This is a genomic window from Streptomyces sp. NPDC017676, from assembly GCF_044329325.1.
Taxonomy (GTDB): domain Bacteria; phylum Actinomycetota; class Actinomycetes; order Streptomycetales; family Streptomycetaceae; genus Streptomyces.
In genome coordinates this window covers 1-11,432 of record NZ_JBIRJA010000044.1, presented here as the reverse complement: position 1 = coordinate 11,432, position 11,432 = coordinate 1, and the positions used below count along the sequence as shown (strand labels likewise).

Here is an 11,432-nt window from a genome sequence, read left to right as displayed (position 1 = left end):
TCCTCCGCGATCTTCACCGGGTCGTTGGTGGTGATCAGCGTGGTCGACGTCGACAGGACGATCCGCTCGGTCCGCGCGGCGATCCAGCCCAGCATGGTGGTCGGCGAGGACGGCACGAACGGCGGGTTGTGGTGCTCACCCATCGCGAAGACGTCCAGGCCGACCTCCTCGGCCTTCAGCGCGATGGCGACCATGGCCTTGATCCGCTCGCGCTCGGTCGGGGTCCGCCCCGTGGTGGGGTCCGGCGTGACATCGCCGACCGAGAAGATCCCGAACTGGGTAGGTGTCGCGGAGTGTTGCACTGATGTCAAGGGGATGTCCTCGGACTCGACGGGCCTGGTCACTCGACGCTAGGACGCCGATTCGCCCCGAATGACTTGTCCGTGCACCGCTGTATGACCTTGAGTGCACGGTGTGCGCGTCCGCGCGCCCGGGCCGGCGGCCGGCGGAACGGGCGCGTTGACCGGGATCGCCGCGACCGCAGGCATCGCGTCGTCGGGGACGGCACCCACCGGATCTGGTTCGACAACGAGCTCGGCCAGTAGCCGGCGCCTCACGCGAGCCTCGCCGGGCGGTGCTTCCGTCCTGGCGGACGGCGGTGTCCCGAGGGCATGACCGAGCACGCAGGCCCCAGCGAGGTCGTGGCCATCGGCGGCGGTGACACCGTGACGCCCGGGACACCCGGGACACCCGGCTCAAGCCGTACCTGGCACGACTGGTGACCCGGCAGACGCTCAACGCACCGCGGGCGAGCGCGAAAGCTCGCCGGGGCGGAGGTTCCGCGCCGGATCAGCCGATGAGGAACCGGGGACGTACGCGGCTGTTTTACCCGGGGTGTACGCCGCTGTCGTCTCCGGGACGCACGCGGCTCCCGTGCCCGGGGTGTACGCGGCTCCCGTGCCCGGGGACGTACGCGGCTGCCGTGCCCGGGACGTACGCGGCTCCCGTCGTACTCGGTTTGTCGTTGCCCGGCGGACGTCCGGCCCCGCTCACACCACCGCGGTCACGACCGCGGCCGGAGGGTGCGCCCGCGCAGGGAGCGGCGCACACGGGCCCGGGCTCTGGCCATGGCCGGCAGGACCCGGTCGGCCGCCGGGGGCAGGTCCACATCGTCGGTGACGGAGACCTCGACGCCCCCGCTGTACAGCGACGACAGGTTGTAGAGGAACGTGCCCAGCGTCGCCAGGCCGGTGCCCAGGACGACCTCCACGGTGACGACGCCGATCCCGATGGCCAGGACGGTGCCCAGGTCCGGCAGGACGTCCGGCGCCATGGCCTCCATCAGGATCCAGAGGACGACCGTGGTGGCGAGCGCCAGGATGCCGACCCCCGCGAGGAGCAGGGAACTCGTCACCATCACCGACCACGGATCCCCCTCGGATATGCGCATCCGGAACGTCCGGGGCCCGGGGGCGGCAGCCGTGCCGGACGCGGTCGGACGGTTCGCGGCAGGGAGTCCCGTACCCGGTCCGGCCGGGTGGGCGGACGGTGGTGCTGCTCCGGCCGCAGCGGGGGGTGCCGATGCGCCCCCGGCGCCCCCGGCACCACCGGGATCCTCCGGCTCCTCCACCGGAGCCGGCCGCTGCGCGGGGCGGGGAGGTGCGGTGGACCGGTCCTCGGGGGAGCTGCGGGCTCCGCCGCCCTGCGTCACTGCCGCCTGCTCTCCGGCGATGGTGCGGGGCGCGCGCTTGGCTCGACTCATGCCTGTCTCCCTGACTGGCCCGGCAGCCTTCCGCAGCGCCCTCCCCCCGTCGAACGGGCCTCCGTCGGCCACCCGGCGGCCTCTGGGGCCTGCTGGTCCGTGCATCCGACCGTATGGGCGACAGGGCGCCCCCGCACTCGGACGAGGTCCCGGAGACCGGTCCCGCGGACCGCCCCGACGGCACGGGAACCGGCTCCCGGCGGGCCGGACCCCACCCGTCGAACGACACCGGAACGCACCCGGGAGACACCGCCGAATGGGTGTACGAGCGTGTCGGCCGTACGGCGGACACGTGCCCCGAAGGACTGAATCCCGAGTGGCGCGATGACGGCCGGTGCCCCGATGCCCCGGCCGTCGTCCCGGCTCAGCCCGCTCGCCGAGCACCCTCGGACGCGCGCGCCTCCCACTGCTCCCCGGTCATCCGCCAGATGACGTGGATCCCCACCTCGCCGGGAGCGGCGGGCCCATCAGGGGCCCGTACGCGTCCGACCTCGGTGAAACCCAGGCGGGCGGCCACGGCCCCACTTGCCGGGTTGGCGGCGTCGTGGTGGATCTCGACGCGGTCGACGCCGGCCAGCTGGAGACCCTGGTGGACGAGCGCCCCGGCCGCCATCGTGGCGAGACCCTGTCCCGTCCAGCGAGGGTGGAGCCAGTAGCCGATGTCGAGTCCGCCCGCACCGATACGGCGATGCAGGCCGCAACTCCCCGTCACCACGCCACCCGCGGTGATCGCGTAGCCGAAGGCCTGCCCGGTCTCCCACTCCTCGTGGGTGCGGGCCAGGAAGCCGGCGGTCTGCTGTCGGCCGCTGTCGGCCGCCCAGGGCATCCACGGCACGAGGTGGTCCAGGGACTCGGAGATGGCCCGGTCCAGGGCATCGAGATCGGTCGTCCGCCACCGGCGCAGTACGACCCGGTCGGACGTGAGGGTTTCGGCAGGCTCTTCCATGTCCGGATGCTCCCGCAGCCCGGCCCGGGGCGACAACACGATTTGGCCGGTCCCCGTTCCGCAGGGCGGGGCCCCGGGGCGCCGGGGGAGGGGGACCACGCGGAGGCGCACCACCGCCGGCGCTCGGCCACCGAAGCACCCCGCGGTGTCATCGCCTGCTGCCTGCCGCGTGCCGTGGCGGGGTGTGCGGGTGCGCGTGGCCGGCGGGGTCAGGCGCCTCGGTCGGCTTCCCGGGCCGCGCTCTCCAGCCGGCTCCGGTAGGTTTCCCACCACGCGGAGTCGCCGGGCGCCACGGCGTCGTTGCCCTTGCTCGTCCCCACGGCACCGTCCAGCAGTTCGCGGACGATGTCCGCGTGCCCGGCGTGCCGTTGTGTGTCGGCGATCACGCGCACCACGGCGTGGTGCAATGTCACCTCGTTCTTGCCGTCGGGCCACCACGGCACCTTGCCGACCGTGTCCAGCGCCAGCGCGTCCACCGTCGCGTCGGCGTGCCGCCAGGCCCGGCGGTACAACTCCACGATGAACTCCCGTGACTCGTCGGCGGTGGCCCACATGTCCGCGTTCGTCTCGGCGCCTTCGTCGAGCCAGGGCAGCGGCTCGCCGGACGGCCGTCCGAAGATGTCACCGAGGTAGCCCAACTCCACGCCGGCCGCGTGCTTTACCAGACCGAGGAGGTTGGTGCCGGTAGGTGTCAGCGGGCGGCGGATGTCGTACTCCGAGAGCCCTTCGAGCTTCCAGAGCAGGGCATCACGGGCGGACTGGAGGTAGGAATGAAGGTCGGCTTTGGGATCAGGTGCGGTCATGCCGCAAGTCTGCCGTCCAAGCGATCTTCACACACCGCTTTTCCGCCTATCCCCGCGGCCGCGGTCCGGTCGGCCGCTGTTCCAGCCACATCCCGTCGCGCATGATGACCCTCCCACGCAGTTCCGGCTCGCCGCGCCAAGCGCGCACGGTCCTCGGGACCACGCGGACATACACGAAGGAATCCTCTTCCGCGCGTGGATCCCACCCGAACTTGGCGGCGAACGCCTCCGCCGCGCCCGCGGGCACCTCCTGGTCCGGGAAGCACTCCGCCTCGCCCTGGAGGAGCACCACGTCGAAGGTGTCCGGCAGCGACAGGCGCACGCGCGGCTCTTCGCGGAGGTTCCGCGCGGTCACGGAAGCGGCGCCGGTGCACATCCACACCGCTCGCCCGTCCCACAGGAACCACAGCGGCACCTGGTGCGGCCCGTGATCAGGGTGTGCCGTCGACACCCACACGTCCCGCTCGGTGACGAGCCGCTCCAGAGTGTCGCGCGTACGTTCCGCCGCCTGGCGGCGAACGATTCCCGTGCTCTCCATGAGGACCGACCCTGGCCAGGCGGGCGCCAAGTGCGCCTGAGGCGCGGGACCTACGCCCGGCGACCGATGGAGAGCTCCTCCACCGGCCTGCCTGGGCGGACGGCAGTACCGTCCGGGCCCGTCAGGCCATCACCGAGCCCTTCGACCGGTCAGTCCGCTGTCGGGCTCTGCGGAACCTCCGCTCGGGTGAACCCGTGGCTCCGCTCCACTTTCGCCACGTGCAGCGTGTAGCTCTGGTACCACTCGGCTCGCCCACGCTTCTGTGCCTCGCGGTGCTCGGCGTTGCCGCGCCACTCGGCGAGGGCGTCCGCGTCGCGGAAGTACCCGACGGTGATGCCCAGCCCGCCGGGAGTCTGCGCGTGGTCCATCCCCAGGTACCCGGGGACGTCCTTGACCAGGTCCTCCATGCGTGCGTTGGTCTCGCGGTACCCGCTCTGGTCCTCGGTGCGCACCGTGGTGAAGACGGCCACGTAGTAGGGCGGTTCATAGGCCTCGACGGGTGCGACAGGCGCTTCCGGGTGATCGCTCATGGCGCCACCGTAAGGCGGGGTGCGGCCCCGATCCAGTGTCTTTTCCGGACGGGATGCATGGGGAATCAGCCAGGCGGGACGGGGGACTCCGCGGCGGACGTCGCCTGATGGGGCACCAGGCGCCCGGATGCGGCCATAGCGGCCGGATGCGGTCCCAGGCGCCCGGATGCGGTCCTAGGCTTCCGGGCGGGTGCCGCGGGTGGCGCCCGCCGACGCGGCCACCACGCACAGCACCGCCAGCCACTGCGACCAGTGCAGCGACTCGTGCAGCACGACGAGGCCGATGAGGGCGGCCATCGCCGGTTCGAGGCTCATCAGGATGCCGAACACGCGCGGGGGGATCCTGCGCAGTGCCTCCAGATCCAGCGAGTACGGGATCACCGACGACAACAGTGCCACGCCGAGCCCCGCGAGCAGGACCCACGGCTGGATGAGCGCCGTTCCGCTGTCGGCCACGCCGAACGGCACGGCCACCAGCGCCGCGACGGCCATCCCCAGAGCCAGACCGTTGCCCTCCGTGGTGTGGCGGCCCAGTGCCGCGCCGAGCAGGATGTACAGGCCCCAGCACGTTCCCGCGGCGAGGGCGAACAGGAAACCCGCGAGGTCGAGGTCGCCGCGTCCCTCCATCAGCAGGACCACACCGCCTGCCGCGAGCAGGGCCCAGAACGCGTCCAGCCACCGGCGCGACCCGGCCAGCGCCACCACCAGCGGCCCGAGGAACTCGGTGGTCACCGCGATCCCCAGCGGAATGCGGGCCAGAGCCAGGTAGAAGCACAGGTTCATCAGGCCGAGGACCACGCCGTAGCCGGCCACGACCGTCCACGCGCGACGACGCATACGCGGCGACGGCCGCCACACCACCACCAGCACCGCCGCCGCGAAGAACAGCCGCAGCGCGACCGTCCCGAAGCTGCCCACCGCGCTGAACAGGTGCTTGGCCAGTGCCGAGCCCACCTGCACGCTGACGATGCCGAGCAGGACCAGCGCCGTCGGCGGGATCGCGTCGAAGCCGCGTCCGGCCCGCGCGGTCAGGGAGGGCCGGGGGGACGGGCCGCTTTCAGCCGTGTCGACGTTCAGGGTGGCCACGCCGGGATTATTGACGGCCGGGCGTGACGCGTCACGCGATTTTCCCGGCCGCACCGGGTGACGTTCAGGCGGACGCCTTCGTGTAGGTGAGGACGAGGTTCCCGTTGTCGAACACGCGACTGCCGGCGAGCCTGAAGGCGCGCGGCGAGAACTCGGCGCGGAAGAGGGGGATTCCCGAACCGGCCACGACCGGGTACTGCTTGAGGATCAACTCGTCGATCTCCGGGAGGAGTTGACCCGCCAGTTCGGCACCGCCGCAGAGCCAGATGCCCAGGCCCTGCTCCTGCTTGAGCCGGCGGACCAGCGCGATCGGGTCCTCGGTGGTGACCTCGACGGCCGGGTCGGGGCCGGTGCCCAGCGAGCGGGAGACGACGATCTGCCGCAGATGGGCGTAAGGGCTGGTGAGCCCCACGGCGAGGCCCGGGTCGTAGGCGCCGCGGCCCATGAGGACGGTGTCGAAGTGGGTGTTGGGGGCGTCCGTGACGCCGAAGGCGGCGCGCGCCGGAGTGGGCAGCGTCTCCGGGAAGTCGGCCGTCAGGTGCGGAAGGTAGTCCTCCGTCAGGTACGGGGAGAAGAAGTCGCAGTCGCCGTCGGGGGCCGCGATGAAACCGTCGATGGTGCCGGCGACGAAGTAGGTGAGCTTGCGCACGCATGTCCTTGTCGGTCGAGTGACACGTACCGGGTGACGTGTGCCGGGTGACGCACGCCGGGTGAGGTCTCTCGTCGACGACAAGCCGCGCATGTCGCGCACACCCCGATCCCCCGGATCGCGGCCTGGGTTCGGCCACGGCCGACGATTCTGCGGCGCCCTGGGGGGCTTGCCGCAAGCCCTCCAGGGCGTTGTACGTTGATCACGGCCACGTTGATCACGGCGGAAGGCGGGCGCCCCACCGCCAGGGGTTCTCCGGTCAGCGGTACGAGATCACTCGCACACGCGACCTCCTCCCTCAGAACGTCCAGCGCGTGTGCGAGTACACCCCGTCGTTCCGGCCGAAGCCGTACGCCGTGGCCGGGGTCAGCGCGAACACCACCGCGTCCCCCCTGCGGAACGCGTCGCCGATGCCGTGGAAGGGACCCTCGGGTGAGGTGATGTGGGGCCCGTACTTCGCCTCGTACGCCGTGATCACCTCCTCCAGGGCCGTCCGGTCGGTGACGGGTTGCGCCGTGCCCTCGACGACCAGGTCGAGCCCCTGGGTGAGGGAGTTCCCGCCTGTGGTCAGCGCGCAGTGCGCGTCGTGGGCGAGGTTCCTCGCCTTCTGTTCCCCGGGGCCGGTGGCGAAGTACAGCACTCCGTCGTGCCAGGTGGCGATGACGGGGGTGACGTGCAGCCGGCCGTCGGGCCGCACCGTGGAGACCCAGAAGATCTCGGCGGCCTCCAGCGTCCGCCGGGCCTCGGCCCACTCGGTGGCGGTGACGTCCGCGGCACCCGGGCGGGGGTTGGTCGCGGAGCTGTAGCGGGCGTCGAGCTCGGCCGTGGGGTGAGTCGCGGGGCCTTGCGCGGCCATGGCGGATCTCCCTTCTCTCCCGGAGACACCTGACAGAGACCTGAGGGAGGCCTGAAGCCCCCGTCGGAACCATCGTCCCCGCCCGCCCGCCTCATGTCCCGTGCCGGTTACGCCGTACGAGACCCCGGCCCGGTCACGCGTCCCGCCGTGCCCCCGGGAGCCCGTCGATCATCAGGCCGATGGTGAAGTCGAAGCGGTCCTGGACGGTCCCCGCGGTCAGCTCGGCGGCGTAGCGCCTGGTCCGGGGGAAGGTGTCGGGCAGCGCGGCGAAGCGGCGCAGCAGTTCGTCACGGCTGACCACCCAGGTGTCGTCGCTCCGGCTGATCCGCCTGTTCGCCAGGGAGACCTCCAGGCTGTAGGCGTTGACGTAGAGCTGGAGCGAGTCGATCGCCCAGGCGGCGACCTGCGGGTCGATGCCCCCGGCGAGCAGGATGGCGAGCATTCCCTCGCTGACGCGCAAGGTGTCCAGGTTGGACGGAGCGGCGGCGAAGGCCGCCCGGGAAATGCCCGGGTACCGCAGGTACTGGTCGCGCAGCTGGGCGCAGACGCCGGTGATCTGCTGCCGCCAGCGGGCGGGGTCCGGCTCGGGCAGCTCGATCCCGGCGCACAGACGGCCGATGAGCAGCTCGTCCAGGTCCTCCTTGTTGACCACGTGGGCGTAGAGCGACGACGGTCCCGTCTCCAGCGCGGTGGCCACGCGCCGCATCGTCAGGGCCTCGTAGCCCTCCTTCTCCACGATGTCGAAGGCGGCGCTGATGATGGCCTCGACCGTGATCGGCTTCTTGCGCCCCCCGGACGGCCCGCGCCGGGCCGCGGGAGTGCCCGGGTCGGTGCCGAGCTGGTGCCGTGCTGCGCGCCGCTGCTGCGGAGTCGGTGACATGCGGGGAAGTCTAGCCAACCCGCGAACGGTGTTCGATGAGGCGGCGAACAGCGTTCTGTACGGCGGCGAACGGCATCCACGGGGCTGGCGAACAGGGTTGTTCATCACCACCGACGAACAGTGTTCTACATCACTAAGAACGTCGTTCGCATTGCTCAGAACATTGTTCGTCTGTAGAACACTGTTCGTGTCCATCAACCAACAAGCACCCCAAGCGCCCACCACCCCCGCGCCCCCGCCGCGCACAGCCTGGCTCGTCCTGGCCGTCGTGGTCCTGGCCGACCTCATGGATCTGATCGACTCCAGCATCGCCAACCTCGCCGGCCCGTCCATCCGCGCCGACCTCGGCGGCGGCGAGGTGACGGTGCAGTGGGTGCTGAGCGCCTACACCGCGGCCTTCGCGCTCGGCCTCGTCACCTCGGGACGGCTCGGGGACCTGCTCGGGCGCCGCCGGCTGTTCCTGCTCGGCATGACCGGCTTCACCCTGGCCTCGCTGGCCTGCGGTCTCGCCCCCGGCCCGGTCTTCCTGATCGTCGCCCGCACGGTGCAGGGCCTGTGCGGGTCGGTGATGATTCCGCAGGGCCTGGCCCTCGTGAAGGTCGTGTTCCCGCCCCAGCACCTGCGCAAGGCGCTGACCCCGGTCGGCCCCCTGATGGGGCTCACCATGGTGGGCGGGCCCATCCTGGCCGGCTGGCTGCTCCACCTGGACCTGTTCGGCAGCCAGTGGCGATCCATCTTCCTGATCAACGTCCCGTTCGGCGTCGTCGCCGCCGTACTGGGCCGGCGCGTCCTGCCTCGCCAGGGCGGGGAGGACCCGGCCGCCCGCCTCGACCTCACGGGCGTCGGCCTGCTCACCGCGGCCTCCGCCCTGCTGATCGTCCCGCTCATCCAGGGGCGCGATCTCGGCTGGCCCGTCTGGACCTACGTCATGATGGCCGCCGCGGTCGTCCTGCTCGCCCTGTTCGCCGTCTCCCAACGGCACAGCGAGCACCCGGTCATCACGCCGTCGCTGTTCCGCAGGCGCAGCTTCGTCGTCGGCCTGGTCATCGTGGCCGGGTTCTACGCCTCACTGAGCGGGTTCGTCCTCGTCATCAACCTGCTGCTGCAACAGGGCATGCGCTGGACGCCGCTGCACACGGGCCTCACGCTGATCCCCTGGGCCCTCGGCACCGCCGCCGCCGTCCTGCTCTCGGGCGCCGTGCTCGCCGAGAAGCTGGGACGCGCCGGGCTGCGCGTGGGGCTGGCGGTCGCCGTCCTCGGCCTGCTCGGCCTGTGGGGGTCCCTCGCCCACTGGGGCACCGGCATCACCGTCTGGAAGCTGGCGCCCGCGCTGCTGCTCACCGGCTTCGGCTCCGGGCTGGTGTTCGTTCCGCTGGTCGACTTCGTCATCGGCGATGCCACCGCCGAGGAAGTCGGCACCGGCGCGGGTCTGCTCAACGCCGTCCAGCAGTTCGCCGGCGCCCTCGGTGTCGCCGCGCTCGGCACGGTGTTCCTCGCCCGGGCCGGGCACCCGTCCGTCCCTTCCTGCCTCGCCGCCGCGGAACTGGTCTTCGCCCTCGCCGCGGGCATCGACGCCCTGACGCTCCTGCTGGTGGGCCTGCTGCCCGAACACGCCCAGCGGGCGCACGGTTAGGACTCGGTCACCGCCCCTGCCCGGGACGACCGTTCGGCCACGCTCCTCCAGAAGTCCCGCATCAGCGGCGTCGGCGTCGGGTTCTCCATCGCCACCTGCGTCAGCAGGATCGCGACCGTGCCCGTGGGCGGCACGATGTGGGCCGTCGTACCCGTGCCGCCCACCCAGCCGTAGCGCCCCGGGACGTTCCAGGGGTCGGCCGGGGTGACATCGACCTGGCCGCCGTAGCCCCAGCCCTGGCCCTCCAGGAAGAGCGTGGCGCGGGCACGCTGCTCCGCGGTGAGGTGGTTGGTGGTCATACGGCTGACCGAGGTGCGGGCCAGGAGGCGGTGGCCGTTGCCCTCGCCTCCGTTCAGCAGCATACGGGCGAAGGCCAGCCAGTCGTCGGCCGTGGAGACGAGGCCCCCGCCGCCCGAGTGGAAGCGCGGGAGGCGGCTCCACAGCCCGTCGGGGGTGTCCGCCGGTGCCAGGGTGCCGTCCGGGGACGGGCTGTAGGAGGAGGTGAAGCGGTGCCGCTTCGCCTCCGGGACCTCGAAGGCCGTGTCCTTCATGCCCAGCGGCTCGAAGAGGCGTTCCGCGAGGAAGTCGGGGAGCGTACGGCCCGACGCGCGGGCGACCAGGATGCCCTGGAGGTCGGAGGAGGTGCCGTACAGCCAGGCGTCTCCCGGGTGGTGCAGCATCGGCACCCGCGCGAGCAGGCCCAGCCAGGTGTCCGGGTCCGGCCAGTCCTGAAGGGCGCGGCCGTCCTTCTGCACGGTGAACAGGGACCGCACCGCCGGGAGTGAGAAGTCGTCGGGGAAGCCCCAGCCGGTGCGGGAGCTGAGCAGGTCCTCGACCGTGACCGGGCGGGCCGCCGGGACGACGTCGTCGACCGGGGCGTCAGGGGTGCGCACCACGTTCGGCCTCGCCAGCTCCGGCAGCCACCGCTCGACCGGGGCGTCCAGGGCGAGCCGGCCCTCCTCCACGAGCATCAGCACCGCCGCCGCTGTGACGGGCTTGGTGAGGGACGCGACACGGAAGAGCGAGTCCCGCGCCATCGGTGCCGTGCCGCCGGCGTCCAGCGAGCCGGCGGCCACCACCTCCACGTCGTCCCCGTGGGCGACCAGACCCACGGCGCCCGGCACCCTCCCCTCGTCGACATACCGGTGCAGGGTGTCGCGCAGGGTTTTCATCGGTGGCCTCCCGGGCGGTGGTCGTCCTGTGTACGACTCCGGAGGCGGCCGGAAATCATCGCTCCGCCGTGGCTGTTGCCCGGACGCCCGCCGACCCGGCACGCTGAACGACCGACGCGCACGGACGGGCCGGCGGATGCCGGCGCCGTACACGTGGGGCACCGACTCCGACACCGGCGCGGCAGACGCGAAATCGTCAGCCAGGCCCGGGTCCGGCACCCCCGCCCCACCTGGAAGGCACCGCTTTCCAGCACCGTACCGCTCCATGCGCCAAGCGCCCGATTCCCTTCTTTCGTGTGCACGCACCCGGAGTTCTCCGCCGGGCCCCCGGCGGCGAGCCGATAGTGGAGGGGCCGCCAGGGCCCCGGGATCCGGCGGCGTCCCGTCGGACCGCGCTACAGCAGAGGTGACACACCGAGCCCTTCCGATGCCCGGCGCATCGCCTCGCGCGAGGCGAAGGCGGTCTGAGGCCCGATCGTGATTCACGGGTGTACAACCCCGTGCGGATCACGGCTGTCTGAGAACGCGCCGGAGGATGAGGAGTCTCCGGCGCCTTTCGGTACAGAGATCGGGGATCAAGTGGGGAAGAAGCTCTGGAGAGTTGTCGTGGCCGGTGGCACGGCCGCTGTGGTCACCG

The 11,432-nt window shown here is 72.0% G+C and carries 12 protein-coding genes; 1 reads left to right on the top strand and 11 read right to left on the bottom strand.

Features of this window, described 5'->3' with window-relative positions; translation table 11 throughout:
* The 10 genes from ACH4LD_RS42810 to ACH4LD_RS42765 all read right to left on the bottom strand — a co-directional run.
* Positions 1–302: LLM class flavin-dependent oxidoreductase (locus ACH4LD_RS42810; protein ID WP_398059830.1), on the bottom strand; the 302-nt coding region annotated here is incomplete at its 3' end.
* Between the two features lie 701 nt (positions 303–1,003).
* Positions 1,004–1,390 (bottom strand): DUF3566 domain-containing protein, encoded by a 387-nt coding sequence (locus ACH4LD_RS42805; protein WP_398059812.1) that lies wholly within the window; start codon positions 1,388–1,390, stop codon positions 1,004–1,006.
* 676 nt (positions 1,391–2,066) lie between these two features.
* On the bottom strand, positions 2,067–2,648 hold the full coding sequence (locus ACH4LD_RS42800) for a GNAT family N-acetyltransferase (protein WP_398059814.1): 582 nt from the start codon (positions 2,646–2,648) through the stop codon (positions 2,067–2,069).
* 209 nt (positions 2,649–2,857) lie between these two features.
* Complete coding sequence (locus ACH4LD_RS42795; RefSeq protein WP_398059816.1) at positions 2,858–3,451, bottom strand: DinB family protein; 594 nt, start codon at positions 3,449–3,451, stop codon at positions 2,858–2,860.
* Between the two features lie 46 nt (positions 3,452–3,497).
* Entirely contained in the window at positions 3,498–3,989 is a 492-nt protein-coding gene (locus tag ACH4LD_RS42790) for a pyridoxamine 5'-phosphate oxidase family protein (RefSeq protein ID WP_398059817.1), read from the bottom strand.
* A 149-nt stretch (positions 3,990–4,138) separates the two neighbouring features.
* Complete coding sequence (locus tag ACH4LD_RS42785) at positions 4,139–4,519, bottom strand: antibiotic biosynthesis monooxygenase family protein (RefSeq protein ID WP_398059819.1); 381 nt, start codon at positions 4,517–4,519, stop codon at positions 4,139–4,141.
* A 174-nt stretch (positions 4,520–4,693) separates the two neighbouring features.
* Positions 4,694–5,605 (bottom strand): EamA family transporter, encoded by a 912-nt coding sequence (locus ACH4LD_RS42780; protein ID WP_398059821.1) that lies wholly within the window; start codon positions 5,603–5,605, stop codon positions 4,694–4,696.
* 64 nt (positions 5,606–5,669) lie between these two features.
* The gene (locus ACH4LD_RS42775) at positions 5,670–6,254 is read right to left on the bottom strand and encodes a dihydrofolate reductase family protein (protein ID WP_398059823.1); all 585 of its coding nucleotides are present in this window, start codon (positions 6,252–6,254) and stop codon (positions 5,670–5,672) included.
* A 298-nt stretch (positions 6,255–6,552) separates the two neighbouring features.
* Complete coding sequence (locus ACH4LD_RS42770) at positions 6,553–7,110, bottom strand: pyridoxamine 5'-phosphate oxidase family protein (protein ID WP_398059825.1); 558 nt, start codon at positions 7,108–7,110, stop codon at positions 6,553–6,555.
* 133 nt (positions 7,111–7,243) lie between these two features.
* Positions 7,244–7,990, bottom strand: a complete 747-nt coding sequence (locus ACH4LD_RS42765; protein ID WP_132792173.1) for a TetR/AcrR family transcriptional regulator C-terminal domain-containing protein — start codon at positions 7,988–7,990, stop codon at positions 7,244–7,246.
* 187 nt (positions 7,991–8,177) lie between these two features.
* Here ACH4LD_RS42765 and ACH4LD_RS42760 point away from each other — a divergent pair, with 187 nt between their 5' ends.
* Complete coding sequence (locus ACH4LD_RS42760) at positions 8,178–9,623, top strand: MFS transporter (RefSeq protein WP_398059827.1); 1,446 nt, start codon at positions 8,178–8,180, stop codon at positions 9,621–9,623.
* Here the strand turns inward: ACH4LD_RS42760 and ACH4LD_RS42755 are convergent.
* Positions 9,620–10,795: a serine hydrolase domain-containing protein gene (locus ACH4LD_RS42755; RefSeq protein WP_398059829.1), complete on the bottom strand. Its 1,176-nt coding sequence runs from the start codon at positions 10,793–10,795 to the stop codon at positions 9,620–9,622. The two genes, ACH4LD_RS42760 and ACH4LD_RS42755, sit on opposite strands and share 4 nt — an antisense overlap.
* Positions 10,796–11,432: the final 637 nt, after the last annotated feature.